General features: G+C 68.5%; 25 protein-coding genes and 1 pseudogene. 11 read left to right on the top strand and 15 right to left on the bottom strand.

Features of this window, described 5'->3' with window-relative positions; translation table 11 throughout:
* Nucleotides 1–25: 25 nt before the first annotated feature.
* From DACI_RS04840 to DACI_RS04820, 5 genes are all read right to left on the bottom strand, one after another.
* Nucleotides 26–823 carry an aspartate dehydrogenase gene (locus DACI_RS04840; protein WP_043780656.1) on the bottom strand — a complete coding sequence of 266 codons (798 nt, stop codon included), beginning with the start codon at nucleotides 821–823 and terminating at the stop codon, nucleotides 26–28.
* Between the two features lie 54 nt (nucleotides 824–877).
* Complete coding sequence (locus tag DACI_RS04835) at nucleotides 878–1,684, bottom strand: IclR family transcriptional regulator (RefSeq protein WP_012202883.1); 807 nt, start codon at nucleotides 1,682–1,684, stop codon at nucleotides 878–880.
* 22 nt (nucleotides 1,685–1,706) lie between these two features.
* Nucleotides 1,707–2,561, bottom strand: coding sequence for an alpha/beta fold hydrolase (locus tag DACI_RS04830; RefSeq protein ID WP_012202882.1), 855 nt, complete (start codon nucleotides 2,559–2,561; stop codon nucleotides 1,707–1,709).
* Nucleotides 2,562–2,575: 14 nt separating this feature from the next.
* On the bottom strand, nucleotides 2,576–3,106 hold the full coding sequence (locus DACI_RS04825; protein ID WP_012202881.1) for a cupin domain-containing protein: 531 nt from the start codon (nucleotides 3,104–3,106) through the stop codon (nucleotides 2,576–2,578).
* A 185-nt stretch (nucleotides 3,107–3,291) separates the two neighbouring features.
* Complete coding sequence (locus DACI_RS04820; protein WP_225971039.1) at nucleotides 3,292–3,609, bottom strand: Lrp/AsnC family transcriptional regulator; 318 nt, start codon at nucleotides 3,607–3,609, stop codon at nucleotides 3,292–3,294.
* Between the two features lie 17 nt (nucleotides 3,610–3,626).
* Here DACI_RS04820 and DACI_RS31830 point away from each other — a divergent pair, with 17 nt between their 5' ends.
* The gene (locus tag DACI_RS31830; protein WP_192812337.1) at nucleotides 3,627–3,824 is read left to right on the top strand and encodes a hypothetical protein; all 198 of its coding nucleotides are present in this window, start codon (nucleotides 3,627–3,629) and stop codon (nucleotides 3,822–3,824) included.
* A 68-nt stretch (nucleotides 3,825–3,892) separates the two neighbouring features.
* On the opposite strand, the gene DACI_RS04815 is transcribed toward DACI_RS31830, so the two are convergent.
* The gene (locus tag DACI_RS04815) at nucleotides 3,893–5,572 is read right to left on the bottom strand and encodes a long-chain-fatty-acid--CoA ligase (RefSeq protein ID WP_012202878.1); all 1,680 of its coding nucleotides are present in this window, start codon (nucleotides 5,570–5,572) and stop codon (nucleotides 3,893–3,895) included.
* A gap of 156 nt (nucleotides 5,573–5,728) precedes the next feature.
* A complete protein-coding gene (gene dkgB, locus DACI_RS04810) occupies nucleotides 5,729–6,550 on the bottom strand; it encodes a 2,5-didehydrogluconate reductase DkgB (RefSeq protein ID WP_012202877.1) in 822 nt (273 codons plus the stop codon).
* Nucleotides 6,551–6,690: 140 nt separating this feature from the next.
* Here dkgB and DACI_RS04805 point away from each other — a divergent pair, with 140 nt between their 5' ends.
* The 3 genes from DACI_RS04805 to DACI_RS04795 all read left to right on the top strand — a co-directional run bounded on the left by DACI_RS04805 (nucleotide 6,691) and on the right by DACI_RS04795 (nucleotide 9,951).
* Entirely contained in the window at nucleotides 6,691–7,584 is an 894-nt protein-coding gene (locus tag DACI_RS04805; RefSeq protein WP_012202876.1) for a LysR family transcriptional regulator, read from the top strand.
* 142 nt (nucleotides 7,585–7,726) lie between these two features.
* A complete protein-coding gene (locus tag DACI_RS04800; RefSeq protein ID WP_012202875.1) occupies nucleotides 7,727–8,980 on the top strand; it encodes a M20 aminoacylase family protein in 1,254 nt (417 codons plus the stop codon).
* Nucleotides 8,977–9,951 carry a tripartite tricarboxylate transporter substrate-binding protein gene (locus DACI_RS04795; RefSeq protein WP_012202874.1) on the top strand — a complete coding sequence of 325 codons (975 nt, stop codon included), beginning with the start codon at nucleotides 8,977–8,979 and terminating at the stop codon, nucleotides 9,949–9,951. Before DACI_RS04800 ends, DACI_RS04795 begins: the two co-directional genes overlap by 4 nt.
* Nucleotides 9,952–9,979: 28 nt before the next feature.
* On the opposite strand, the pseudogene DACI_RS04790 reads toward DACI_RS04795, so the two are convergent.
* From DACI_RS04790 to tkt, 4 genes and pseudogenes are all read right to left on the bottom strand, one after another.
* Nucleotides 9,980–10,338: pseudogene (locus DACI_RS04790) on the bottom strand (tRNA-binding protein).
* Between the two features lie 54 nt (nucleotides 10,339–10,392).
* Nucleotides 10,393–10,929 (bottom strand): hypothetical protein, encoded by a 537-nt coding sequence (locus DACI_RS32690; RefSeq protein ID WP_012202872.1) that lies wholly within the window; start codon nucleotides 10,927–10,929, stop codon nucleotides 10,393–10,395.
* Between the two features lie 124 nt (nucleotides 10,930–11,053).
* The gene (gap, locus tag DACI_RS04780) at nucleotides 11,054–12,055 is read right to left on the bottom strand and encodes a type I glyceraldehyde-3-phosphate dehydrogenase (protein WP_012202871.1); all 1,002 of its coding nucleotides are present in this window, start codon (nucleotides 12,053–12,055) and stop codon (nucleotides 11,054–11,056) included.
* A 109-nt stretch (nucleotides 12,056–12,164) separates the two neighbouring features.
* Nucleotides 12,165–14,210 carry a transketolase gene (gene tkt / locus DACI_RS04775; RefSeq protein ID WP_012202870.1) on the bottom strand — a complete coding sequence of 682 codons (2,046 nt, stop codon included), beginning with the start codon at nucleotides 14,208–14,210 and terminating at the stop codon, nucleotides 12,165–12,167.
* 117 nt (nucleotides 14,211–14,327) lie between these two features.
* On the opposite strand from tkt, the gene DACI_RS04770 reads away from it, so the two are divergent.
* Both DACI_RS04770 and DACI_RS04765 read left to right on the top strand, forming a co-directional pair.
* Nucleotides 14,328–15,113 carry a nucleotidyltransferase family protein gene (locus tag DACI_RS04770; RefSeq protein ID WP_043780651.1) on the top strand — a complete coding sequence of 262 codons (786 nt, stop codon included), beginning with the start codon at nucleotides 14,328–14,330 and terminating at the stop codon, nucleotides 15,111–15,113.
* Nucleotides 15,114–15,245: 132 nt separating this feature from the next.
* Entirely contained in the window at nucleotides 15,246–16,082 is an 837-nt protein-coding gene (locus tag DACI_RS04765) for a sulfite exporter TauE/SafE family protein (protein ID WP_012202868.1), read from the top strand.
* A 56-nt stretch (nucleotides 16,083–16,138) separates the two neighbouring features.
* On the opposite strand, the gene fba is transcribed toward DACI_RS04765, so the two are convergent.
* The 3 genes from fba to DACI_RS04750 form a co-directional block, all read right to left on the bottom strand.
* Nucleotides 16,139–17,203: a class II fructose-bisphosphate aldolase gene (gene fba / locus DACI_RS04760; protein WP_013804528.1), complete on the bottom strand. Its 1,065-nt coding sequence runs from the start codon at nucleotides 17,201–17,203 to the stop codon at nucleotides 16,139–16,141.
* A 129-nt stretch (nucleotides 17,204–17,332) separates the two neighbouring features.
* Nucleotides 17,333–18,703 (bottom strand): sensor histidine kinase, encoded by a 1,371-nt coding sequence (locus DACI_RS04755; RefSeq protein WP_012202866.1) that lies wholly within the window; start codon nucleotides 18,701–18,703, stop codon nucleotides 17,333–17,335.
* Nucleotides 18,700–19,398: a response regulator transcription factor gene (locus tag DACI_RS04750; RefSeq protein ID WP_043783171.1), complete on the bottom strand. Its 699-nt coding sequence runs from the start codon at nucleotides 19,396–19,398 to the stop codon at nucleotides 18,700–18,702. The genes DACI_RS04755 and DACI_RS04750 overlap by 4 nt, the downstream gene beginning before the upstream one ends.
* Before the next feature lie 93 nt (nucleotides 19,399–19,491).
* Here DACI_RS04750 and DACI_RS04745 point away from each other — a divergent pair, with 93 nt between their 5' ends.
* Complete coding sequence (locus DACI_RS04745) at nucleotides 19,492–20,268, top strand: phosphatase PAP2 family protein (RefSeq protein ID WP_012202864.1); 777 nt, start codon at nucleotides 19,492–19,494, stop codon at nucleotides 20,266–20,268.
* A 12-nt stretch (nucleotides 20,269–20,280) separates the two neighbouring features.
* Nucleotides 20,281–20,850, top strand: a complete 570-nt coding sequence (locus DACI_RS04740; RefSeq protein ID WP_012202863.1) for a phosphatase PAP2 family protein — start codon at nucleotides 20,281–20,283, stop codon at nucleotides 20,848–20,850.
* Between the two features lie 75 nt (nucleotides 20,851–20,925).
* On the opposite strand, the gene pyk is transcribed toward DACI_RS04740, so the two are convergent.
* Complete coding sequence (pyk, locus tag DACI_RS04735; protein ID WP_012202862.1) at nucleotides 20,926–22,362, bottom strand: pyruvate kinase; 1,437 nt, start codon at nucleotides 22,360–22,362, stop codon at nucleotides 20,926–20,928.
* A 373-nt stretch (nucleotides 22,363–22,735) separates the two neighbouring features.
* On the opposite strand from pyk, the gene DACI_RS04730 reads away from it, so the two are divergent.
* The 3 genes from DACI_RS04730 to DACI_RS04720 all read left to right on the top strand — a co-directional run bounded on the left by DACI_RS04730 (nucleotide 22,736) and on the right by DACI_RS04720 (nucleotide 26,834).
* Complete coding sequence (locus tag DACI_RS04730; protein WP_012202861.1) at nucleotides 22,736–23,719, top strand: cyclase family protein; 984 nt, start codon at nucleotides 22,736–22,738, stop codon at nucleotides 23,717–23,719.
* Nucleotides 23,716–25,377, top strand: coding sequence for an AMP-binding protein (locus DACI_RS04725; protein ID WP_012202860.1), 1,662 nt, complete (start codon nucleotides 23,716–23,718; stop codon nucleotides 25,375–25,377). Before DACI_RS04730 ends, DACI_RS04725 begins: the two co-directional genes overlap by 4 nt.
* 191 nt (nucleotides 25,378–25,568) lie before the next feature.
* On the top strand, nucleotides 25,569–26,834 hold the full coding sequence (locus DACI_RS04720) for a TIGR03118 family protein (RefSeq protein ID WP_012202859.1): 1,266 nt from the start codon (nucleotides 25,569–25,571) through the stop codon (nucleotides 26,832–26,834).
* The last annotated feature ends 1 nt before the right edge of the window (nucleotide 26,835 follow it).

Genomic DNA, 26,835 nt, shown 5'->3' with positions numbered 1-26,835 from the left:
GCCGCGAGCCTGTGCCCGGTGCGGCTCAGATGGCGATGGCCGTGGCCTGGTTGAGCACGGCGCGCACCACGCTGTAGACGGTGAGGGCCGAGGTCTTGGGATTGGCCTCCAGCGGCTTGCCGCGCATGGTCAATTCCATGGACCCGAAGGCGCCGCGCGCGGCCACATGGTGCACGTTTTCGTCCACGGCCGGGTCGGCGTACAGGCGCACCGTGGTGCGGTCCAGGCCCATGCCGGCCAGCGACAGGGTGGCGGCCACGTTGGCGTTCTTGGGGTAGAGCTGGGCGGCCTCGCGTGCGCTGCCTTCGAAGATGCAGAAGGCTTCCTTGAGGCTGGCGAGGTCGCAGCGCTGTTCTGCGGGCGTGCCGGTCCAGGCCAGGGGCGGCTTGCGGCCGGTGTAGACCACTTCGTCCAGGCCGCCGATGCGCGCGGCGGCCAGCGCATCCACGCCGCCGATGGCGCCCGACAGCAATTGCACCTGGGTGCCTCCGGCCTCGGCCGCGGCCTGCACGGCCTCGGCCATGCCGGGGGCGCTGAGTGCGCCGATGGAGGCCACGACGGCAGGAATGCCGCGCCGCAGGGCGGGCAGCACATGCTCTTCGATGGCGGTATGGCCTGCGCATTCGACAATGAGGTCGGGCCGGTCTTCAATCGTCAGCGCAGGCAGTGCGCGCGCCTGGGGCGCATGCCGGGCCAGGGTGGCGCGCACGGCGTCCGTCACTTCGGGCACAAGCACCCAGCCCACCTGCACCGCGGCATGGCCCTTGAGCAGTTCGAGCACGCTGGCGCCAATCGCACCGCAGCCAATCACAGCAATATTCATCGTCATTTCTTTCTGAGCAAGAACGCGCTGAAGGCCGGTGGGAGCACCAGTTCCTCAGCGCAGAAAACCAGGATGCTGGGTGCGCAGGTGGCCCGTCAGTTCGACGGCGGCCTCGCGCACCTGTTCCACCCAGTGCGCCATGCGCCCGGGTGCGATTTCGGTAAAGGCCACGGCCATGCCCAGGCCCGCGATGATGCGGCCCTGCGCATCGCGCACGGGTGCGGCAATGCTGGAGACGCCGGGCTCGTAGAAGCCCTCGCCCATGGCGTAGCCGCGCTCGCGGTCCTGCAGCAGCAACTGCTGCAGTTGCTGCACGTCGCGCGGGGTGCTTTCCGAGAATTGCGGCAGCTCGCTGCCGCCGAAGAGTTCGCGCAGCTGGTCTGCGTCCATGTCCTGCAGCAGGGCGCGGCCCAGCACGGTGGCATGGGCCGGCAGGCGCGAGCCCACGCGCACGGCGCCCTGGAAGGCGCCGGCCGGCGCGATGCGCGCCACGTAGACTACGGAGGTGCCGTCCAGCAGCGCCAGGTTGGTGGTGAAGCCCAGGCGCTCGCACAGCGCCTGCAGCACGGGCTCGGCCAGCTGGGCCAGCGGCTGGGTGGACAGGTAGTCGTAGCCCAGGCGCAGCACGGACAGGCCCAGCCGGTACTCGGTGCCCGAGCGTTGCAGATACCCCATGTTCTCCAGCGTCGTCAGCATCCGGAACACCGTGGAACGCGGCAGCGCCAGGGTGCGCGCCAGGTCGGGCGCGCTCCACACGGGCTGCGAAGGCGTGAAGCAGGCCAGCAGGCGCAGGCCGCGCTCCAGCGCGGGGACGGTGTAGCGGTCGTTGTCGTTCGAGAGGGTTTCGGAGGTGTCGCTCATCGCAATTCGGGCCGGTAGGCCATCAGGTCAGCAGGGTGGCCAGCCTCTGTGCGACATCCGCAGGTTGTTCGACGACAGAGGCATGGCCGGCTGCCGCAAGCGTAACGTACCGGGCGCCCAGCCTTGCGGCCCAGGCCGCACAGGCGGCGGGCGGCGTGACCACGTCGTGCTCTCCCACCCAGACCTCGACCGGCATGGCCAGTTGCCCCGCCGCCTGCCCCAGGTCGCTGCCGCACAGCAGCTCCACGGCCTGGGCGTAGCCGGCAGCATGCAGGCGCGCCGTGTTCCAGCGCACCCATTGGCGCACGGGCTCGGGCGCGGCGGGCGAGACCAGGCGCTGGTCGATGGCGGCGGCCAGGCCTTCGATGCCTTTTTCCTGAAGGGCCGCAAGACGGCCCTGGCGTACCTTGGCCTGCTGCTCGCCCATGCCGGGTGCGCCATAGCCGCCAGCGGGGCTGATCAGCACCAGTTGCTGCACGCGCCCGGCACCGGCCTGCACCGCCCAGGGCGTGCCCATGAGCGCACCCAGCGAGTGGCCCACCAGCAGGCAGCGGCGCACGCCCAGCGCCTGCAGCGACTGCTCCAGCACGCGGGCGTAGTCGGCGCCCGTGGGCGCGTCGGGTGCCAGCGGCGTGGAGCGGCCATAGCCGGGCGCGTCCCAGGCCAGCACACGCGCGCGCGGCGCCAGCTCCAGGGCCACGTCCAGCCAGGAGGCGGCGCCCGAGCTGATGCCGTGCAGCATCACCACGGCAAAGTCCGAGGCCGTGTCGCCGGCCTCGCGCCAGGCGGCCTGAGCGCCACCGGGCAGGGCGATGAGGTGTTCGGGGAACTGCGTCTGAAGGCGCTGTTCCATGCGCTGCAGCGTCTGCGCGGTCATGGCAGGCCCGCTACTCAACGTTTGATTTTTGCCAGGGGGTGTTCTGGGGGATAGGTGGGCGTGATGGGCTTCTTGGCGCCCAGCATCACGCACATCAGCGCGTCTTCGTCGCCGATGTTGATCTCTTCGCGGTACACGCCGGGCGGCACAGAGACCACGTCGCGGTCGGTGAGGATGGTCTCGAAGCGCTGGCCGTCCTTCTCCAGCACGAGCTTGAGCTTGCCGCGGATCAGGAAGAAGACTTCCTCCACATCGGTGTGCAGGTGCGAGGGGCCTTCATTGCCGGCCGGGATGACCATGGTGGAGAAGGTGAAGTTCTCGGAAGGGATGGTGTTGCTGTCCGCAGCCACGCCCGTGCCGCCCGTGCCGATGTAGCGCATCTGGCCACGGCGGTACTTGGGGTCGAAGTCGGCCTGGAACTTCAGCGCATCGAAGTCGTACTTGCGCGTGGAAAATCGCGCCACGCGCGACTCCATCCATTGTTCGAAGCTGGAGCCTTCGGGCTGGTCCCAGGTGCGGGGCGTGTTCTGAGCGGATTCGGACATGTGTCTCTCCATCAACGTCGGTGGATCATGGCGGGGAAGGCGCCATTTGTTTTATCCATGAATCACAGTTCATGGGGTAAAACAATTATAGGAAGATTGATCGCATGCAACAAGGGCCGCCATGCAGGAGCATGGGCGGCCCTTTCCATCCGGTGCACAAGATCCCGGCTGCGCCGGCAATGGACTCAATCGCAGGGGATCTCCAGCCCCACCTTCACGCGGTCCAGCGCCACGATGGTCTTGAACCATTTGACGTTGGGGTTCTCGGCGAAAAGGCGCCGCGCCAGGGCCTCGTACTCCTGCATGGTGGCCACGGTGAGGACGAGCACGAGGTCCACCTCGCCCGTGACGTAGTAGCACTGCTGGACCTCGGGCACGGCGAAGTGCGACTTCATGGCGTTGAGCGCGTCGATGCTGGTGCGCTCGGTCATGACCTCCACGATGATGGTGATGGGCCGGCCCACGCGCGTGGGGTCCACGGTGGCGGCCTGGCCGGTGATCACGCCTGCTGCTGGCCGCCGTGCACAACAGCGCCGCCGGGCATGCGGCACTGGGCTCCCTGTCCATCGTGATGCTGGTGCTGGGCCTGGCACGGACCAATGCCCAGGAAGAGGGAGAACTCGTGCGCTTCGGCTTTGCGCTGGCCTGCCTCAATGCGGCGGCCGTGGCGCTGGCGGCGCTGGCGGCGTTGGTCATGGCGGGTCTGGGCGTGTTCTGAAGACGTGCTCCCTTCCAATGAAAAGAGGCGCCGCAGCGCCTCTTTTCAAACACGGCAAGCCGCCCGCGTTACTTGCTGTCGCGCAGCTCCCGGCGCAGGATCTTGCCCACCGGGGTCTTGGGCAGCTCGGTGCGGAACTCGATCACGCGGGGCCGCTTGTAGCCCGTAAGGTTGTCGTGGCAGAAGTCGCGCACGGCCTGTTCGGTGAGGCTGTCGTCCTTGCGCACGATGACCAGCTTGACGGCCTCGCCGGTCTTCTCGTCGGGCACGCCGACCACGGCGCATTCGAGCACGCCGGGGCAGTTGGAGACCACGTCTTCCACTTCATTGGGATAGACGTTGAAGCCGCTGACCAGGACCATGTCCTTCTTGCGGTCCACGATCTTGAAGTAGCCGCGCTCGTCCATGGTGCCTATGTCGCCGGTGCGGAAATATCCGTCGGCGGTGAAGACCTTGGCGGTTTCGTCGGGGCGCTGCCAGTAGGCGGCCATGACCTGCGGGCCCTTGATGGCCAGTTCACCGCGCGCGCCCAGTTCGGTCACGTCGTTGCCGTCGTCATCGACCAGCTTGAGATAGGTGCTGGGCAAGGGCACGCCGATGGTGCCCGAGAACTCGGTGGAGGTGACCGGGTTGCAGCTGACCGTGGGGCTGGTCTCCGACAGGCCATAGCCCTCGCAGATGGGGCAGCCGGTCTTTTGCAGCCACAGCTGGGCCACGGCGCTTTGCACGGCCATGCCGCCGCCGACCGAGACCTTCAGGTGCGACCAGTCCACGGTATTGAAGTCCGGGTGGTTGGCCAGGCCGTTGAACAGCGTGCTCACGGCGGGAAAGCTGTGAAAGCGCTGCGTGGACAGCTGCTTGAGCGTGGCCTTGAGGTCGCGCGGATTGGGGATCAGGATGGTCTTTCCGCCCGTGCGCATGGACAGCATCATGTTCACCGTGAAGGCGAAGATATGGTACAGCGGCAGCGCGCAGATGCTGGTGGGCTGCTCGCCGGCCGGCACCTTGCCCATGGCAGGCAGGTTCCAGGCCTCGGACTGCAGCACGTTGGCGATGATGTTGCTGTGCAGCAGCACCGCGCCCTTGCTCACGCCCGTGGTACCGCCCGTGTACTGCAGCAGGGCCATGTCGGAGGCCTGCAGCTGCGGCGCCTGGAAGGGCGAGCGCATGCCCTTGGACAGCGCGTCGTTGAAGCGCACGGCCCCCGGCAGCGAGAACGGCGGCACCAGCTTCTTGACCTTGCGCACCACGTAATTGACGATGGCGCCCTTGAGCATGCCCAGCTGGTCGCCCATGGTGCACAACACCATGTGCTGCACGGGCGTGGCGGCCTTGCAGGCCTGCAGCGTGTGGGCGAAGTTCTCGATGATGACGATGGCCTTGGCGCCCGAGTCCTTGAGCTGGTGCTCCAGCTCGCGCGCCGTGTACAGCGGGTTGACGTTGACCACGACGAAGCCCGCACGCAGCACGGCGGCCACGGCCACGGGGTACTGGGGAATGTTGGGCATCATCAGCGCCACCCGGTCGCCGCGGGCCAGGCCCAGGCTCTGCAGATAGGCGGCGAAGGCGCGGCTTTGCGCATCGACCTGCGAGTAGGTCAGCTCCTTGCCCATGAAGGAATAGGCCACGCGGTCCGCGTAGCGGCTGAAGGCCTCCTCCATCAGGGCCACCAGCGAGGGGTATTGGGAGGGATCGATGTCGGCGGGCACACCTGCCGGATAGGCACCCAGCCATGGGCGGTCACTCATGCTGCTCGTCTCCTGGTTTCTCGATTGAACGTGCATTCTCATAAAAAGCACGGTCGTTCGATACTGTGATAACCCTAGTACTACCCCTAGGGTCACCATTGCGTTGCTCCAGGTCAAAGCCCGCCGGGCCGCGCAGTCCCCCGATACCAGCCCCGCTCAATCCCAGGCGGGAGCCAGGCCGTCAGGGCTGACCTGGCGGTCGCCGCGTTCCAGCGCGGCGATGCGCTGCATGTCTTCGGCGCCCAGCACCAGCCGGCAGCTGTCCAGGTTGGCCTGCAGGTGGGCGCGCTGGGTGGACGAGGGAATGACGGCATAGCCCTTGGCCATGGCCCAGGCCAGCGCCACCTGGGCGGGCGTGGCACCGTGGGCGGCGGCGATGTCGGCCAGCACGGGATCGGCCAGCAGCTTGCCGTAGCCCAGCGTCATGTACGAGGTGGTGTGAATGCCCTGCTGGCGTGCGAAGTCGGTGACGGCGCGGTTTTGCAGATAGGGGCTCAGTTCGATCTGGTTGGTGGCGATGTTCGCGGCGCCCACGGCAGCAATGGATTGCTGCAGCAGCGCGATGTTGAAGTTGGACACGCCGATGTGGCGCGTCAACCCCTGCTCCCTGGCGCGCATGAGCGCGCCCAGGCTGTCCTCCAGCGGCACGCTGCGCGAGGGCCAGTGGATCAGCGTCAGCTCCACATGGTCGGTGCGCAGGGCTTCAAGGCTGCGCTCCAGGCTGGGGATCAGCGCGTCGGCGGACAGGTTCTCGGTCCAGATCTTGGTGGTGAGGAAGAGCTGATCGCGCGACACGGCGCTGGCGGCGATGGCGGCACCCACATCGGCCTCGTTGCCGTAGATCTGGGCGGTGTCGATGGCGCGGTAACCCACCTCCAGGGCCTGGCCCACGGAGTGGCGCACCACCTCGTCCTTGAGGCGGAAGGTGCCCAGGCCGAACGCGGGCACCACGGAAGCGAGAGAGGCAGTCGATGTCATGCAGGTCTTTCAAAAAGCAAACAAGGCGCGGAACCACGCCCCGAAGACTGCAGTCTGGCGGGTTAACGCTTGCAGATAAAGCCTGGTATCAGCAGAAAATATTTGACGCTGCAGCAACAATTGCGCCAAGCTGGCGCCCCATGAAAACCACCCTGGACGAGTTGCAGGCCTTTCGCGCCGTGATCGACTGCGGCAGCATCACGGCGGCAGCCGAGCAGTTGGGACAGACCACCTCGGGCATCAGCCGCAGCCTGTCGCGCCTGGAGAAAAAGCTGGCCACCACCCTGGTACGGCGCACCACGCGCAGCCTGGAACTGACCGAGGAAGGCGCGCGCTTCCTGGCCCGCGCGCGCGAGGTGCTGCAGGCCCTGGACGCGGCCGAGGAGGAGCTGGCCGCGCGGCGCCAGGCGCCGGCCGGGCTGCTGCGCGTCAACGCGGCCTCGCCCTTCATGCTGCATGCCATCGTGCCGCTGGTCGGCGAGTTCCGCGCGCTCTATCCGCTGATCACGCTGGAGCTGAACACCGATGACCTGCACATCGACCTGCTGGCCCAGCGCACCGACATCGCCATCCGCATCGGCGAGCTGCGCGACTCCACGCTGCATGCTCGGCTGCTGTGCCACAGCGTGCTGCGCGTGCTGGCCAGCCCCGCCTACCTGCAGGCCCATGGCCCCGTGGCGAGCGTGGCCGCGCTGGCGCGCCACCAGCGCATCGGCAACAGCCAGGTGCCCGGCCTGAACCACTGGCCGCTGCGCACGCCCGAGGGCGGCGACCGCTGGGATGCCGCGCCCCAGCTCACGGCCTCCAGCGGCGAGACCATGCGCCAGCTGGCCCTGGCAGGCCAGGGCGTGGTCTGCCTGGCCGACTTCATGACCGTGCGAGACCGCGCCCAGGGCGAGCTGGTGCAGGTGCTGGCGCGCGAGACCGTGCAGCAGCGCCAGCCCATCCACGCCGTCTACTACCGCAACACGGCGCTGGCCGCGCGCATCACGGCCTTCCTGGACTTTCTCGCGCAGCGCATGGCGCAGTCCTGAGGGCCCTGTGACGTCCGCCTGAACGGCCTGAACGGCTTGATCGGCCCGTTCGGCTTGTGCATGCAGGGCGCATGCATATGCGTTTTGCTTCGTTGCCGCAGGGCTGGCGGTTTTACAGAATCCGGGATTCGCCGCAGCAGGCATGGGCCGGCTGCGGCCGGAGACCGCCTTGCCCCACCTGATCGAAAGCTTTGCCGACATGGCGCCCTTCGTGGCCCTGCGGCGCGACCTGCATGCCCACCCCGAGCTGGGCTTCGAGGAACACCGCACCTCGGCCATCGTGGCCGAACGCCTGGCCTCCTGGGGCGTGGAGGTGCACACCGGCCTGGCCGGCACGGGCGTGGTGGGCGTGGTGCACGGCAGGCATACGGACGCACGCCACGGCACGCGCACCATCGGCCTGCGCGCCGACCTGGATGCGCTGCCGCTGCAGGAAGAAAACCGGTTTGCCCACCGCTCGCAGCACGCAGGCCGCATGCATGCCTGCGGCCATGACGGCCACACCACCATGCTGCTGGCCGCGGCCTGGCATCTGGCGCGCACGCGCGACTTCGCGGGCACGGTGCACCTGATCTTTCAGCCGGCCGAAGAGATGGGCAAGGCCGGGGCACGCAGGATGATCGACGAAGGCCTGTTCGAGCGCTTTCCCTGCGATGCGGTCTTCGCCCTGCACAACTTCGCGCTGGACCGCGTGGGCAGCTTCGCGCTCAACCCGGGCGCGCTCATGGCCTCCAGCAACACCTTCCGCATCGTGCTGCATGGGCAGGGCACGCATGCCTCGCTGCCGCACACGGGAATCGACCCGGTGGCCGCCACCATTGACCTGGCCCAGCAGCTGCAGACCCTGGTCGCGCGCCATGTGGATTCGCGCGAACGCGCGCTGCTGGCGGTGACGCAGATCCAGGGCTCGGACGCGCCCAACGTGATTCCCGACAGCGCCTGGGTGGGCGGCACGGTGCGCACCTTCTCCGTGGCGGCGCTGGACATCCTCGAATCCGCCTTGCGCCGCCAGGCCGAGCACACGGCCCTGGCCCATGGCTGCAGGGCCGAGATCCATTTCCGGCGCGCCTCGCCGCCCCTGGTCAACCACGCGGCCGAGGCCGCCTTCGCCGCCGCCGTGATGCGCGAGATCGCGGGCGACGACGCCGTGGACACGCAGTTCCCCGGCGTGCTGGCGGCCGAGGACTTCGCCCACATGCTGCAGGCGCGGCCCGGCTGCTACGCCTTCATCGGCAACGGCCAGGGCGCTCACCGACTGCCCGGCCATGGCGACGGCCCCTGCCTGATCCACAACCGCTCCTACGACTTCAACGACGACATCCTTGCCATCGGCGCCAGCTACTTCGTGCGGCTGGTGGAGCGGTGGCTTGCCGTCACCCAGGAAACTTCCCCATGAAAACCTCTCACCCTTCTCCCGTCACCCGCCGCGTTCTGCTGGCAGCAGCCCTGGCCCTGGGACTGGCACCGGCCGTGCATGCCGAACGCGTGATCCGCATCGTCGTGCCCTTCGGCGCGGGCGCCACGCAGGACACGGTGGCACGCACCTTCAGCAATGAACTGGGCCAGGCCCTGGGCGCCACCGTGGTGGTGGAAAACCGGGCGGGCGCGGGTGGCAGCGTGGGCACGGCCCAGGTGGCCAAGTCCGCGCCGGACGGCAGCACCCTGGTGCTGGCTGCGGCCAGCCACAACCTGGCCGGCCATCTGTACGCGAAGCTGCCCTATGACCCGCTCAAGGACTTCGTGGGCGTGTCTTTCCTGGGCCGCACGGGCTATGTGGTGGGCGTGCCGGCCGCCTCGGGCGTGCAGACCCTGGGCGAGCTGCTGCAGCGCGCCAGGGCCCAGCCCGGCCAGCTCAACTATGCGTCGGCCGGCAATGGCAGCGCCTCGCACCTGGCCTCGGCCTCGCTGGCCGCGCAGGCGGGCGTCAAGCTGCAGCACATCCCCATGAAATCCACGGGCGACGCCACGACCGAACTGCTGGCCGGCCGCGTGCAGCTGGTCACGGGCGCCACCATCGGCATGCTGGCCTTCCAGAAGGACCCGCGCGTCAAACTGCTGGCCTACTCGGGCCAGCAACGGTCGCGCTTCCTGCCTGACTTGCCCACGGTGGCCGAGTCCGGCGTGCCCGGCTATGCCTTCGACTCCTGGCTGGGCCTGCTGGCACCGGCCGGCACGCCGCCCGTCGAAGTGGAGCGCATCAACGCCGCCGTGCGCAAGGTGCTGGCCGAGCCCGTGGTCCAGGAGCGCCTGGCCCGCGTGGGCGTGGAAGCCGCCACCCTGCCGGCCGCCGAATTCCAGCGCCTGCTCAAGGACGACTGGGAAGCGTCCGGGCGCATCGTCAAGGCGGCCGACGTGCGCATCGAATAGTCACCCAGGCCAACAGTCACCCAGGCCGTCACAGCAGCTTGGTACCCAGCGGCACCTCGCGGTCGGGCACGCACAGCGCCACCTCGCCTTCTCGTTGTGGAATCCCGTGACCAGGCATTCCGAGCGCATGGGCCCGATCTGCTTGCTGGGAAAGTTCAGCACAGCCACCACCTGGCGGCCTATCAGTTCCTCGGGCCGGTACAGCGCCGTGATCTGGGCGCTGGACTTGCGCAGGCCCAGCGCCGGGCCGAAGTCGACCTGCAGCACATAGGCGGGTCGGCGCGCCTCCTTGAACACCTGGGCGTCCACGATGCGGCCCACGCGCAGCTCCACCTTGAGGAAGTCGTCAAAGCCAATGGTCTCGTGCAATGCGGATGAAGTAGTCATGCGGCCATGATGCCGCGCCGCCGGTGCCGGCTTTGTCGAGCAACACTTGCAGTGCTAGACCTGGGCCGCCTCGCGCGCCCGCTTGGCGGCCAGCACGCGCTGGCGCCAGCGATACAGCGCAATCGCATAGCCCGTGCTGTGCCCCGCCATGAGCCCGAACACCGACAGTGTGAGCGGACTGGCAATGAACCCATGCAGGCCGGTATCGGCGCCCGGCGACAGCCAGGCCAGTTGCACCACGCGCCAGGCGATGCGCGCCAGGAACAGCAGGGACAGGGCAATGCCCAGATGGGTATGAGGCGTGTAGTACAGGCCCTGTGGAGTCGGTTCGAGCTGCGTGCGCGACCAGGCCCAGCGCGACAGCAGCCCGCCGCAGACCAGCCCGCCGCCCAGCGCCGCCAGCGCAGGCCAGTGGCCCCAGGCGACCCAGCCCACCAGGCCCAGCAGCACGGTGTAGATGCCCAGCGTGATCCAGGGCCGGTACTTGTTCGTGCGCTGGCGCCCCACGAGCCGCCGGTAACGCGCGTGCAGGCGCCAGACCAGCAGTGGCAGCAGCACGATCAGCGTGGTGGAACTCGCGTGGACAGCCATGGGAACCTCCGGTGTGGCGCACAAGCCGCCAGTGTCGCAGCTTCCATGAAAAAGGCCGGCATCGCGTCCGATGCCGGCCTGGTGCAGGGCCCTTCGACAGGCCCCGCAGCGGTTCGCGCCAGGATTACTTGGCGGCGACCACGCGCACCATTTCCAGGCACTTGTTCGAGTAGCCCCACTCGTTGTCGTACCAGGACACGACCTTCACGAAGGTCTTGTCCAGGGCGATGCCGGCTTCGGCATCGAACACCGAGGTGCAGGACTCGCCGCGGAAGTCCGTGGCCACGACCTTGTCTTCGGTGTAGCCCAGCACGCCCTTGAGCGCGCCTTGCGACTGGGCCTTCATTTCGGCGCAGATCTCTTCGTAGCTGGCTTCGCTGTTCAGCTCCACCGTCAGGTCCACCACCGACACGTCGGAGGTGGGCACGCGGAAGGACATGCCGGTCAGCTTCTTGTTGAGCTCGGGAATCACCACGCCCACGGCCTTGGCTGCGCCCGTGCTGGAGGGAATGATGTTTTCCAGGATGCCGCGGCCGCCGCGCCAGTCCTTGTTGCTGGGGCCGTCCACGGTCTTTTGCGTGGCGGTGGCAGCGTGCACGGTGGTCATCAGGCCGCGCTTGATGCCCCACTTGTCGTTGAGCACCTTGGCCACGGGAGCCAGGCAGTTGGTGGTGCAGGAGGCGTTGGAGATCACGTCCTGGCCGGCGTAGGTCTTGCAGTTCACGCCGAAGACGAACATCGGGGTGCTGTCCTTGGAAGGCGCGGACATGATGACCTTCTTGGCGCCGGCAGCCAGGTGCTTGCGTGCAGTCTCGTCGGTCAGGAACAGGCCGGTGGCCTCGATCACGATGTCGGCGCCGACTTCGTTCCACTTCAGGTTGGCGGGGTCGCGCTCCTGCGTCAGGCGGATGGTCTTGCCGTTGACGATCAGGTTGGAGCCCTCCACCGAGACCTCGCCCTTGAAACGGCCGTGCACGCTGTCGTACTTGAGCATGTAGGCCAGGTAGTCGGGCTCGAGCAGGTCGTTGATGCCCACGACTTCGATGTCGCTGAAGTTCTGCACGGCAGCGCGGAACACCATGCGGCCGATGCGGCCGAAGCCGTTGATACCGATCTTGATCGTCATATTTGCCTCTTGGATTGACGGATTGCGAAAAACGGAAAAACTGAAACGGTGAGGGCCAGGCCGGGCCTGGCGGGCGGCAAAAAGGGGCCACAGGCCCCTTCTCGCAGCTTTACTTGCCGGCGCGCTGCAGCGCAGCCTGCACGGTGTCGGCCACGTTCTCTGCCGTGAAGCCGAAGTGCTTGAACAGCACGGGCGCGGGGGCCGATTCGCCGTAGGTGTCGATGCCGACGACGGCGGCGCAGCCGTACTTCCACCAGAAGTCGGTCACGCCCATTTCCACGGCGATGCGCGGCAGGTTGGCCGGCAGCACCTGGCTCTTGTACTTGGCGTCCTGCTTGTCGAAGGTGGTGGTGCTGGGCATGGAGACCACGCGCACGGCGACCTTGCGCTCGGCCAGCAGCTTCTGGGCTGCCAGGGCCAGTTGCACCTCGGAGCCGGTGGCGATGATGACGGCCTGGGCCTTCTTGTTCAGGCCGACGGCCTTGGGCTCGGACAGCACGTAGGCGCCGCAGGCGATGTCGTCCAGCGCGTCTTCGGTCTTGGCTGCGTAGGCCAGGTTCTGGCGCGACAGCAGCAGGGCCGTGGGCTTGTTCTTCTGGCTCAGGGCCACGGTCCAGGCGACGGCGGTTTCCGTGGTGTCGGCAGGGCGCCAGACATCCAGGCCAGGGATCAGGCGCAGCGAGGCGGCGTGCTCGATGGACTGGTGGGTGGGGCCGTCTTCGCCCAGGCCGATGGAGTCGTGCGTGAAGACGTGGACCACGCGCTGCTTCATCAGCGCGGCCATGCGGATGGCGTTGCGGCTGTAGTCGCTGAAGGTCAGGAAGGTGCCTGCGTAGGGGATGTAGCCGCCATGCAGGGCGATGCCGTTCATGATGGCGGCCATGCCGAACTCGCGCACACCGTAGTTGATGTGGCGGCCGATCTTGCCGTCTTCGGTCAGGACCACGGCACCCTTGTCGTCCACGCGCAGCGAAGGCGTGCTCTTGGTGTTGGTCAGGTTGGAGCCGGTCAGGTCGGCCGAGCCGCCCAGCAGTTCGGGCAGGGCTGCGGTCAGGCCTTCCAGGGCCAGTTGGCTGGCCTTGCGGCTGGCCACGGTGGCGCCTGCGTCATGCGCGTCGGAGGCGATCTGCGCGGCGATCTCGCCGAAGTTGGCAGGCAGGTCGCCGGCCATGCGGCGCGTGAAGTCGGCAGCCAGTTCGGGGAAGGCCTTGGCGTAGGCGGCGAACTTCTTGTTCCAGGCCGCTTCAGCCTTGGCGCCGGCGGCCTTGGCATCCCAGTCGCCGTAGACGCTGGCGGGGATGTCGAAAGGGCCGTGCTCCCAGCCCAGGGCCGCGCGGGTCAGCGCGATTTCCTCGGCGCCCAGGGGCTCGCCGTGGGCCTTGGCCGTGTCCTGGCGGTTGGGCGAGCCCTTGCCGATGCTGGTCTTGCAGCAGATCAGGGTGGGCTTGGAGCTGTTCTTCTTGGCAGCGGCGATGGCGGCATCGAGGGCCTGGACGTTGTGGCCGTCCACGTCGCGGATCACGTTCCAGCCATAGGCTTCGAAGCGGGCGGGCGTGTTGTCGATGAACCAGGGGGCGACCTTGCCGTCGATGGAGATGCCGTTGTCGTCGTACAGCGCCACCAGCTTGCCCAGCTTCCAGGCGCCGGCCAGGGCCGCGGCCTCGTGGCTGATGCCTTCCATCAGGCAGCCGTCACCCAGGAACACGTAGGTGTGGTGGTCGACGATGGCGTGGCCGGGACGGTTGAATTCGGCAGCCAGCAGCTTTTCTGCCAGCGCGAAGCCCACGGCATTGGTGATGCCCTGGCCCAGCGGGCCGGTGGTGGTTTCCACGCCGGGGGTGATGCCCACTTCGGGGTGGCCGGCCGTCTTGCTGTGCAGCTGGCGGAAGTTCTTGAGCTCGTCGATCGGCAGCGCATAGCCCGTGAGGTGCAGCAGCGCGTAGATCAGCATGGAGCCGTGGCCGTTGGACAGGATGAAGCGGTCACGGTCAGCCCATTGCGGGTTGACGGGGTTGTGCTTGAGGTGACGGCTCCACAGTGCCACGGCCATGTCGGCCATGCCCATGGGGGCGCCGGGGTGGCCGGAGTTGGCTTGTTGAACGGCATCCATTGCGAGTGCGCGGATCGCATTCGCCATTTGTTGAGTGTTGGCCATCAGGGCGCTCCGTGAAGGAGGGGGTAATCAAAATAAGCCGGCCATTTTAAAGGACTGGGGTTTTCGGCTCCCGCGCGCGGGGCAATGGCCGCTGGCAATGGTCTACAGTTGCCCTCCATGACCGCCCAGCCCATCCCGCCGTTCCCCGCCGCCAAGGCGCTTTCCCTCACCGAACAGCCGCCTGCCATGCTGCTGGCCGCAGGCCGTGGCGAGCGCATGCGGCCGCTGACCGACACCTGCCCCAAGCCGCTGCTGCAGGTGCAGGGCCGGCCGCTGCTGCAGCACCACCTGCAGGCCCTTGCGCAGGCCGGCGTGCGCCGCGCGGTGGTCAACACGGGCTGGCTGGGCGCGCAGATTCCGGCGCGATTCGGCCCCCAATTCGTGCCTGACAACGGGGGCGAGCCGCTGCAACTGGCCTATTCCCCCGAGCCCGAGCAGGCGCTGGAGACCGCCGGCGGCATTGCGCGCGCGCTGCCGCTGCTGGGCGATGTGTTCTGGCTGGCGGCCGGCGACGTCTACGCGCCGGACTTCGATTTCCCGTTCGAGGCCGCCCGGGAATTCGCGGCCAGCGGCCGCCTGGCCCATCTGTGGCTGGTGCCCAACCCCGAGCACCATCGGCGTGGCGACTTCGGCGTGGACGAACTGGGCCTGGCCTGCGACTGGCCCGAGGGCGACGCCCGCCCGCGCCAGACCTACGGCACCATTGCGCTGCTGCGCGCCGAGCTGTTTGCCGCGCCCTGGTGCGACATCCCGCCCGGCAACCCCGAGGGATGGCGCGTGCCGCTGGTACTGCTGCTGCGCCGCGCCATGGCGGCCGGCCAGGTGGGGGCCAGCCCGTATACCGGCCGCTGGACCGACGTGGGCACGCCCGAGCGGCTGGAACGCCTCAACGCGCGGGGCTGATACACCGCGCGTCGGTGAGTGCGGCCTGGCGATCGGCGGCTTGGCGCCCTGCCCGCTGCGCCTGCAGGCAGCGGCGCGCGCTTCGTGATAGCGTCGCCGGTTCGGCGCAGCGGCGCGCCAGAAAGCCTTTCGATGAGCGTGATCCAGTATGTGATGTTCCTGGCCCTGGTGGGCCTGGCGACGTTTTGCCAGAACCTGACGGGCTTTGCCTTCGGGCTGATCTTCGTGGGCGTGGCCGGTGCCACGCATCTGATGGGCATTGGCGATGCGGCCAACGTGGCCTGCCTGCTGTCCGTGGTCAACGGCGTGGCCTACCTGCGCGCCCACCGCCAGGTGCCGCAGTGGACGCTGCTCAAGCCCATGCTGATCAGCAGCGTCATCGGCGTGATCGGCGGCGTGCTGCTGCTGCAGTGGCTCAGCGGCAATGCGCTGAGCGGGCTGCGCATGCTGCTGGGCCTGGCCATCGTGGCATGCGCGCTGTTGCTGTTGCTGCAAAAGCAGGTCAACGCGCAGGTGTCGGGGCCGGTGTCACTGTGGGTGGCCGGTGTGGCATCGGGGGTGCTGGGCGGCCTGTTTGCCACGCCGGGCCCGCCCATGGTCTACCACCTGTACCGCCAGCCGCTGGACCGCCTGGTGGTGCGCCAGTGCCTGTTTGCCATGTTCCTCACCTGCGCGCTGCTGCGCCTGGCGATGGTGGCCTGGGAGGGCGAGATCACCGCCAGCGTGCTGCTGGCGGCGGCCCTGGCCTTTCCCGTGGTGACGGTGGTGACCTGGCTGCACATGCGCCATCCGCCCGCCCTGCCCAAGCGGCTGGTCGAATGGATGGTCTGCCTGCTGCTGGTGCTGTCGGGCACCAGCTTGCTGGTGTCGGGCTGGAACGCCAGCCACCCCCAGCCCGTGGTGCCCGATGACGAGATGGCCATGGCCGTACCCCAGCGGTCACCGGCTGCGGCCCCCGCGCCGCGCTGAAAGCAAAAAAGCCCGCCGGGCGGACCGGCGGGCTTTTTTGAAGGGGAAGGAACCGATCAGTTCACGACCTGCTGCAGCGAACCGGCAGCGTACTTGGCAGCCATCTGCTCCAGCGTGTAGCCCTTGATCTTGGCGCCCTGGCCTTCGCAGCCGAACTCGATGTAGCGGGCCTTGCAGATCTGCTTGGCGGCTTCGCGGGCAGGCTTGAGCCATTCGCGGGCATCGAACTTTTCGGGGTTCTCGGCCAGGAACTTGCGCACGGCGCCGGTCATCGCCAGGCGGATGTCGGTGTCGATGTTGATCTTGCGCACGCCGTGCTTGATGGCTTCCTGGATTTCCTCGACGGGCACGCCGTAGGTTTCCTTCATGGCGCCGCCGTACTGGCGGATGATTTCCAGCAGTTCCTGGGGCACGGAGGAGGAGCCGTGCATGACCAGGTGGGTGTTGGGCAGGCGCGCGTGGATTTCCTTGACGCGCTGGATGGACAGGATGTCGCCCGTGGGCTTGCGCGTGAACTTGTAGGCGCCGTGGCTGGTGCCGATGGCAATGGCCAGCGCGTCCAGCTGCGTCGCCTTGACGAACTGGGCCGCTTCCTCGGGGTCGGTCAGCAGCGCCGAGTGGTCGAGCACGCCTTCGGCGCCCACGCCGTCTTCCTCGCCGGCCATGCCGGTTTCCAGCGAGCCCAGGCAGCCGAGTTCACCTTCGACGGTGGCGCCCAGCTTGTGGGCCATTTCCACGACCTTGCGGGTCACGTCCACGTTGTATTCGAAGGAGGAAGGCGTCTTGCCGTCTTCCATCAGCGAGCCGTCCATCATCACCGAGCCGAAGCCCAGGTTCAGCGCGCCCTGGCAGATGGCGGGCGAGGTGCCGTGGTCCTGGTGCATGACCAGGGGAATGTGGGGATACTGCTCGGCAGCGGCCTGGATCAGGTGCTTGATGAAGGGCTCGCCGGCGTACTTGCGGGCGCCTGCGCTGGCCTGCAGGATGACGGGCGCGCCCACTTCGTCTGCGGCCGACATCACGGCTTGCACCTGCTCCAGGTTGTTGACGTTGAAGGCGGGAAGACCGTAGCCGTTTTCGGCAGCGTGGTCCAGCAGTTCGCGCATCGAAACGAGAGGCATGTGTAGGGTCCGTATCAAGTTGTTGAGAGGGGGATGCCCCTGCCGCATGGCAGCCGCCGCTGCGTCATGGGTGCGCTGCGGGGCCACGGCCGGGGGATCGCGGCAGTAACCGCTTGGTAACTGGCGATTTTAACCAGCTGCCGCCAACCCTGTCCCGGGCATTCCCATGCGGTAGCACGTCGTGAAGCCTTCGGGCGGCGCGGCCTCGCCAAAGCTTCCCTGGTGGGCGCGCAGCACGCGCGCCACGATCTCGTGGCCCAGGTGCAGGCTGTCCACGGGCGCTGCCGCGCGCTCTGCGCCATCGCGGCGGCCGTCGTCGCAGACCTGCAACCAGACCTCGCCGTCGGGCCCCTGCCCGGCCTGGACTTCGATCTGCGTGCCGTGCGGCGTGTGCTTGAGGGCGTTTTCCACCAGGTTGCGCAGCGCCAGCTCCAGCAGCACGGCATTGCCCATCACGCCCAGTGCCTCAGGCGCCTGCACGGACAGGCTGCAGTCGCGCTGCCAGGCCGCCTGCGCATGGGCGGCCACCACCTGCCGGGCCAGCGCGGCCAGGTCCACGGGCACGGGCGGCTCGGCCAGCATGGCGCGGCCGGCGCGTGCCAGTGCCAGCAGCTGGTTGAGCACATGGCCGGCGTGCAGCGCGTCCCGGCCTATCTGCGCCAGCGCCTGGCGCTGGGCCGGGGCGTCCATGGCGCCGGCCGGCGCATCGCCCAGGGCCCGCGCCTGCAAGGCGATGGAGGCCAGCGGTGTGCGCAGTTCATGGGCCACTTCGTTGGCCAGGCTGCGCTCGCGCTCCAGCGCCTCCTGCTGGCGGTCCAGCAAGGTGTTGATGGAGTTGACCACGGGCATGAATTCCCGCAGCGCGTGGCGGTGCGAGACGCGCTCGGCCTGGGCCAGGTCCAGGCGCTCCACCTCACGCGAGAGTTCGTTGAGCGGCCGCATGCCCCGGCGAATGGCCAGCCCCAGCGCCAGCGCCACCACGGGCAGCAGCCACAGGCCGGGCTCGACCATCTGGCCGGCAATGTCGTCGGCCAGTTCGTCGCGCTCCTGCAGCTCGATCATCACGCTGACCTTGCGCGCATGGTCGCGGCTCCACTGGGTGAAGCTGCGCCAGGCGCGGCGCTCCGGGCCCAGGCGCAGCGTGGCAAAGCCCTGCTCGGTGTCGAAGGAGGGCTCAGGCGCATCGCCCGTGCGCGAGATGAGCCGGCCCGAGCCATCCCACAGGGCCACGCTCAGCGACTGCTGGTAGTCGTGGGCCATGAGGCCCGGCGGCTCGTGCACGGGCGTAGCCTCGCCGTGGTCCACCGCGCCATCCACGTGGAGGTTGAGCACCAGTGCGGCCACACCGGCCAGGTGGCCGTCGGTGAGCTCGTCTGCCTCGTGCACGCCGGTCTGGTAGCCCAGCGCCACGAAGCTGGCCCAGACCACGACCAGCGCGCCCAGCATCCAGGCCATCAGATGCCAGATCAGCGAGGGGCGGCGGTCCGGCGCGGTGCTCATGTGTTCTCCACGGGCAGGAAGTAGCCCACGCCACGCATGGTGACGATGCTGGCATTGCCCAGCTTCTTGCGCAGGTGGTGGATGTGGACTTCGACGGCATTGCTTTCCACGGCCGTGCCCCAGCTGTAGAGGTGCTCTTCGATCTGCTGGCGCGAGAGCACGCGCCCGCGCGCCTGCAGCAGCACCCAGAGCACCGAAAACTCGCGCGGCGACATCTCCACCAGCTTTCCGTCGCGGCGCACGGTGCGCGCGGCCGGGTCGACCTCCAGCTCGCCATGGCGGATCACGGGTGCCGCCTGGCCTCCTGCGCGGCGCAGCATGGCGCGCAGCCGCGCCTCCAGCTCGTCGATGTCGAAGGGCTTGACCAGGTAATCGTCGGCACCCAGGTCCAGCCCGGCGATGCGCTCGCGCACCTGGTCGCGCGCGGTGAGGATGAGCACGGGCGTGTTGGGGTCAGGCAGGGCCTGGCTGTCGCCACCCGGGCGGCGCGGGCCCCGCAGGCGGCGCAGGATTTCGCTGCCGTCGCCATCGGGCAGGCCCAGGTCCAGCAGCACGGCATCGAAGCGCTCCATCTCCAGCGCATGCCAGGCCTCGGCCACGGTGGTGCACACATCGACCGCGTAGCGGCGCTGTTCCAGATTGGCCTGCAGGCCTGCGGCAATGCCCGCGTTGTCTTCGACGACCAGTATTCGCATGCGCGCATTGTGCAATGACCGCTGCCGGCTGCGGCGCCAGACGATGGCCGCACGCCGGGGCATGCGTTAAGACGGGTTTAAGCCGCGCTTCTCATGCTGCCGGCCATGCCGACACCTGAACCCCGAGATTTCTCCGCAGCCCCCGCGCAGGGCCCCTCCTTCAAAAGCACCCTGCTGTGGACCCTGGCGGCCCTGGCCGTGGTCCTGGCCTGGGATGCCAGCGCCCTGGACCTGGCCATGGCCCGCTGGTTTGGCGACGCCGATGGCTTTGCGCTGCGTTCGGACTGGTTCTTCGTGAACATCGCCCATGAAGGCGCACGCCGCCTGGCCTGGCTGGTGGTGCTGGGCCTGACGCTGTGCGTCTGGCGGCCCGTGGGCCCGCTGCGCCTGCTGCCCCATGGGCGGCGCGTGCAGCTGGTGGCGGGCATCTTGCTGTCGCTGGCCCTGATATCGCTGCTCAAGTACACCAGCGCGACCAGCTGCCCCTGGGACCTGGCCGAGTTCGGCGGCGTGGCGCGCCATGTCTCGCACTGGTCGCTGGGACTGGCCGATGGCGGCCCGGGCCGCTGCTTTCCCGCAGGCCATGCCTCGGCGGGCTTTGCCTTTCTGGCCGGCTATTTCGCGCTGCGCCGCCATGCACCGCGCGCAGCCTGGATCTGGCTGGCCGTCTCGCTGGCCGCAGGTCTGCTGATGGGGTTGGCCCAGCAGATGCGCGGTGCCCATTTCATGAGCCACACGCTGTGGACCGGCTGGCTGTGCTGGACGGCGGGCTGGCTCTTCGACCTGGCGGTCACGCGTGCGCTGCGCACCCGGGACAGCGCGCCCGACTCCCTGTGGCCCGCCGCCAGCCTTCCGCCTTCCGCACCCTGATCGAGCATTGCCATGCTGCCCCTGGACCCCGCCCTGTTCACGCTGCTGAACGCCAACGCGCAAACGCCCGCCATCTCGATCGAGGCGGCGCGCGCCATCTCGTCCTGGCTTCCCTCGCTGTGCGCCCTTCCCGTGATGGCCGGGCTGCTGCGCGGCTCGCCCGCCCTGCGCCGCACCCTGGTGCTGGCCCTGCTGTCCATGCTGGCCGCCTGGGCCGTGGCGCGGCTGATCCGCTGGGGCTTTCCGGCGCCGCGTCCTGCCCAGTTGGGCATGGGCGTGCAATGGGTGGAACACGCGCTGCGGTCCAGCTTTCCGAGCATGCATGCCACGGGCGCCTTTGCCCTGGCCCAGGCGCTGACCCTGGGCTGCACGCGCCACCGCCGCTGGGTCATGGTGTCAGCCTGGTCGCTGGCCCTGGGCATGGCCTGGAGCCGCGTGCACCTGGGCGTGCACTTCCCGTCCGATGTGGTCGGCGGCGCCATCGTGGGCATCTGCAGCGCCACCCTGGTCTGGCATGCCGCGCTGTGGCGCCGCCGTGCAGGCGGGCCGCTGCTGGCACGCCTGGGCTCAGGCATGCTCTGAAACAAAAAACCCGGGAAGGCCTGTGGGCCTGTCCCGGGTGGGTTCAATCACTGACGCGCAGCGGATGCGTGCGCATCAGTTCACACGACATATCTTGAGCATGTTGGTGCCGCCGGGCTGGCCCATGGGCTCGCCGCAGGTGATGGCGTAGACATCGCCGCTTTGCACGATGTTGCGCGCGCGCAGATGGCCTTCGGCCTGGTCCAGCGCGGTGTCGCGGTCGGCGCTGGTGTCCATGAGCAGGGGGCGCACGTTGCGGTACATGGCCATCTTGCGCTGCGTGGAGATCTTGGGCGTGAGCGCGTAGATGGGGATGTGGATGCGGTGGCGGCTCATCCACAGCGCGGTGGAGCCGCTGTCCGTCATGGCGACGATGGCCTTGGCACCCAGGTGGTGGGCCGTGAACAGCGCGCCGATGGCGATCGACTGGTCGATGCGCGAGAACTGGCGGCCGGTGAACTCGGCATCGCTGTCCGGGTCTTCGGCGGCTTCTGCGGCAGCGCAGATCTTGGCCATTTCCTGCACGGTCTCCAGCGGGTACTTGCCGGCGGCGGTCTCGGCGCTGAGCATGACGGCGTCCGTGCCGTCCAGCACGGCGTTGGCCACGTCGCTGACCTCGGCGCGCGTGGGCACGGGGTTGGTGATCATGCTCTCCATCATCTGCGTGGCGGTGATCACGAACTTGTCCATGTCGCGCGCCATGCGGATCATCTTCTTTTGCAGCGCGGGCACGGCCGCGTTGCCCACTTCCACGGCCAGATCGCCACGGGCGACCATGATGCCGTCGGAGACATGCAGGATCTCTTCCAGGCGCGGAATGGCCTCGGCGCGCTCGATCTTGGCGATCAGGCCGGGCTTGTGGCCGTACTGGGCCGCAGCCACGTTGCACAGCTGGCGCGCCATCTCCATGTCGGTGGCGTTCTTGGGAAAGCTCACGGCCACGTAGTCGGCCTGGAAGCTCATGGCGGTCTTGATGTCCTCCATGTCCTTGGCCGTCAGCGCCGGGGCCGTCAGGCCGCCGCCCTGCTTGTTGATGCCCTTGTTGTTGGACAGCTCGCCGCCCAGCTTGACGGTGGTGTGCACCTCGTCGCCGCGCACATGGTCCACGGTGAGCACGATCAGGCCGTCGTTGAGCAGCAGCACATCGCCGGGCTTCACGTCGCGCGGCAGCTCCTTGTAGTCAAGGCCCACGCCGCCCAGGTCGCCGGGCGCGGTGCGCGATGCGTCGAGCACGAAGCGCGCACCGGGCTCCAGCATGACCTTGCCTTCGGCGAACTTGCCGACGCGGATCTTGGGGCCCTGCAGGTCGGCCATGATGGCCACCTCGCGGCCTGCGCGCTGGGCCGCCTCGCGCACCATGGTGGCGCGGTCGATGTGGTCCTGCGCCTTGCCGTGGCTGAAATTCAGGCGCACCACGTTGACGCCTTCACGCACCATCTGTTCCAGCAGTTGCGGGTCGCTGGAAGCGGGGCCCAGGGTGGCGACGATCTTGGTGGCACGGCGGACTTGCATGGAATGTCTCTCGCTCAGGGTTTGTAATCGGGTTTCAATTCTCACACGAATGCGGTTACATGAAGGCAACATTCCGGCATGCGGCCAGGGGCCGAAAGCCAGGCCCCAGGCACACCGCAGATCGTGCAGGCGCGGCACGCAGCGCATCGCAAAGCACTGTGGCGCCTGGCCTTTGCCGCTATGGGTTTTGATGCTGCAACGCAGCATCGCCGGCGCAGGCACGCCGCCATGCCTGCCGCCTGTGAAAGCAGTTTTGCCCGGGACGTTCGCAATGCCTGCCGCCCGCGTGTCGAACCCGCGACAGCCTCGCGCCCCTCCTGGCGTTTGAATGCCCTGCGCGCCTTGTTCGACAAACCAACGACAGGAGACAGACATGGGACATGCCCACGACCATGGACACACGCACGACGACGCCCCGCTGATGGAGGATCTGCTCAGGAACGCCCCCAGCAACTGGGGACGCTGGGGACCCGACGACGAGGTCGGGGCGCTGAACTTCCTCACGCCCGCCGAGGTGCTGCGCGGCGTGTCCCACATCCGCTCGGGCGAGACCTTCACGCTGCAGCGGCTGATCGGCGACCCGCGCGGCGATCCGGTCTGGCCGGGCCGCACACCGGCCGAGCGCACCATGGTGTTTGACGAGTCCAGCTGGGACGGCCCCGATGCACCCCGGTTCCCCGGCGGCCTGCACTATGCCGATGACAAGCTGGACGCCTTCCTGCAGGGATCGACCCAGTACGACGCGCTGGGCCATGTCTGGTACGGCGGGCGCATCTGGAATGGCTATGACGCACGCACCACCGTCGGCGGGCTGGACAAGGCCAGCGTGGAGGCGCTGGGCGCGCGCGGCATCGTGGGACGCGGCGTGCTGCTGGACATGGCGCGCCACCGCGGCAAGGCAGCGCTGGAGCGTGCCGAGACCTTCACGCACGAAGACCTGATGGCCTGCGCCAAGGCCCAGGGACACACCATAGAAAAGCACGACATCCTGATCGTGCGCACCAATTTCCTGTCGGGCTTCTACGAAGACCAGGCGAGCTTCTACGACGACTTCTGCGAGCCCGGCCTGACCTACTCGCCCGAACTCGTGGACTGGTTCCATGCGATGGAGATCCCCAACCTGGTCACCGACACCATCGCCAACGAAGTCACCATGGACCCCGTGCACGGCGTGGCCCTGCCGCTGCACTGCGCGCTGATGCGCAACCTGGGCGTGACGCTGACCGAGATCTGCGACCTGGAGGCCCTGGCCGACAGCTGCGCGCGCGACGGCCGCTACACCTTTCTGTACGTGGCCGCGCCGCTGAAGATCCACCGCGCCACGGGCTCGCCCGTCAATCCCGTGGTGATCAAATGAGCGCGGCCCCATCGCACGACAGGCCCTGGCTGGGCCTTTACGCGCCGGGCCAGCCGGCCGAGATGCGGCCGCAGTTCGGCAACATGCTCGACCTGTTCGAAGCCTCGCTGGCTGCGGCACCCGGCTGCGCCATCGTGCGCTACTTCGACGGCGGGCTGAACCTGCGCGAACTCGACCAGGCCGCCAGCGCGCTGGCCCATGCGCTGCAGGCGCGGGGCTTTGCGGCCGGCGACCGGCTGGCCCTCTATACGCAGAACAATCCGGCCTTCGTCATCGGCCTGGTGGCGGCCTGGAAGCTGGGCGGTATCGCCGTGCCGGTCAATCCCATGAACCGGCAGCGCGAGCTGCACTACATCCTGCACAACGCGGGCGCCCAGGCCCTGCTGTGCCTGGACCAGCTGTACCTGGACGTGGCCCGCGAGGTGCATGCGGCTGGCGGCCTGCCGCTGGCCACCGTGGTCACCACATCGGCGCTGGACTGGCAGACGCGCGGCGATGCGCGCGTGCTCGGCGACGGTCCGCGCCTGCCGGTGGCCGATGGCACGCTGGACCTGCTTGCGCTGGTGCAGGCCGGCGGCCAGCCCGCGCCGCTGGCGCGCCGGCCCACGGCGGACGATACGGCCGTGATCACCTACACATCGGGCACCACGGGCCAGCCCAAGGGCGCCATGAACACGCATGGCAACCTGGCCTTCAACGCCCAGACCTACCGCGACTGGATAGGCATCACGGCGGACGACAGCGTGCTGGGCATGGCGCCGCTGTTCCACATCACCGGCCTGGTCGGCCATGTGGCCCTGGCCCTGCTGGTGCCCTGCCCGCTGGTGCTCAGCCACCGCTTCCATCCCGAGACCATGCTCGAATCCATGCGCGAGCACCGGCCCAGTTTCACCATCGGCGCCATCACCGCCTTCGTGGCGCTGATGAACCACCCGGGCGTCTCGCGCGAGGATTTCCGCAGTTTCAAGGCCTTGTACTCGGGCGGGGCGCCCATTGCGCCGGCCGTGATCCAGGCCTTCGAGCAGCTGTCGGGCCTGGCCATCCACAACGCCTTCGGCATGACGGAGACCTGCTCGCCCACGCACTTCGTTCCGCTGGGCGCGCGGGCGCCGGTGGACCCGGCCTCGGGTGCGCTGTCCATCGGCGTGCCGGTCTATGGCACGGTGGTGCGCATCATCGACGACCAGCACCGCGAGGCCGCGCCGGGCGAGATCGGCGAGATCGTCTCGGCCGGCCCGCAGATCATGTCCGGCTACTGGAACCTGCCCGAAGCCACGGCCGACGCCATGTTCGAGGGCGGGCTGCGCACGGGCGACGTGGGCTTCATGGACGAGCGCGGCTGGTTCTACCTGGTGGACCGCAAGAAGGACATGATCAACGCCGCCGGCTACAAGGTCTGGCCGCGCGAGGTCGAGGACGTGCTCTACACCCACCCCGCCGTGCGCGAGGCCGCCGTCATCGGCGTGCCAGACGACTACCGTGGCGAGACCGTCAAGGCCGTGGTCTCGCTGAAAGCGGGCCGGCAGGCCGCGCCCGAGGAACTCATCGCCCATTGCAAGGCACACATGGCCGCCTACAAGGTGCCGCGCATCGTCGAGCTGCGCGAGGAACTGCCCAAGACCGTGACCGGAAAGATTCTGCGCAGGCAGCTGCGCTGAGTTCTCCTGCATCGCTCTGCAGAATCAGACGGGGCCGCATTGACCCGGCAGGCGGCCCCTCCCTAGCATCGCCTGTTCATATCTGCGGCCCCCCCGGGTTCGCAGGCAGCAGCCAGAACATTCGGTGCCCCTTGGTTTCGCATGCTCAGCCAACCCATCCACCGCTTTGCCATGCCACCAGAAAATCCAACATGCTCGACCGGAGACATTTTGTTCTGAGCGCCCTCGCTTCCTCGGCGCTGACCGCCTGCGGCGGCGGCGCACCCGCCAACCGCTACCTCCAGACACCCCTGCTCGCCAGCCATGCTGGCTACGGCGCGCGCTTCACGGAACCCGACTTCGTCAACGGCTGGGGCATTGCCATCCGCCCGGCCGGCGCAGGCGGCCATTTCTGGATTGGCGGCGGTGGCACTTCCTGGCAATTCCTGGGTGACGTCTCGCGCTCGTCCGAGCCAAGCCTGCGCACACTGCGCCAGGACGGCCTTCGCAAGGTGGCCGTGCCCCAGTCGGACTCCCGCATCGACGACGGCAGCGCAGGCAAGGTCACTGGCGTGGTCTACCACGGCGCGCCCCTGGAGTCCCACCTGTTCCGCGTGCGCAGCCAGCCCGCAGGCGGGCGCCTGCTCGACGGCGCGGCGCGCTTTGTCTTCGTGACCGACAGCGGCAGCGTCAGCGCCTGGACCGAGCGCGACGCCGAGACGGGCGCCATCGTGCGCGTGGACGGCCCAGCCGTCGAGGTCTTCGATGGCACGGGCCGGGGCATGGCCTTCTTCGGCGCGGCCCTGCATACGGGCCGCTGGGACCGTCTGTGGCTGGCCGATTTCGGCGACCAGCCTCAGATCCGCACACTGGACGCGCAGTGGCAGCTCACCCCCACCCAGGGCTTCGTCAACCCCTTCGCCAGCGGCCCTGCCGGCGTTGCCAGACCTGGCGATCCCGTGCCGTTCAACATCCAGGTTGTCAACGACGGCTCAAGAGACCGCGTCTTCGTGCTCTACGCCATGAGCCAGCCCGACCCCGAGGACGCCAGCGCCTTCTTCGCGGGTGAGGAAGATGCCATGGATGCAGAGCGCGAGGCCGCAACCGGCAACCGCCCCGCGCGCGGCAAGCTGGCCGAGTTCGATCTGGACGGCCGCCTGCAGCGGATCTATTCAGACGATGGCAGGCTCAACGCGCCCTGGGGCGTGGCCATCGCACCGCCCGACTTCGGGCCGCTATCGGGCCGGTTGCTGGTGGGCAACTTCGGCGGCGCGGGCCGCATCTGCGCCTTCGACCTGGACAGCGGCAGCTACGTGGACGAGCTGCGCGATGGCCAGGATCGCCCGGTCGCCATACCGGGCCTGTGGGCGCTGCAGTTCGGCAACGGCGTGGCCCTGGGCGACAGCAACGCCCTGTACTTCGCGGCCGGCCCCAAGGATGAGACCGAGGGCTTGTTCGGCTCGCTGAGGTTTGGCTAGA

It is taken from the genome of Delftia acidovorans SPH-1, assembly GCF_000018665.1.
Classification (GTDB): Bacteria; Pseudomonadota; Gammaproteobacteria; order Burkholderiales; family Burkholderiaceae_C; genus Comamonas; species Comamonas acidovorans.
This window is presented reverse-complemented; position numbering and strand designations above follow the sequence as displayed.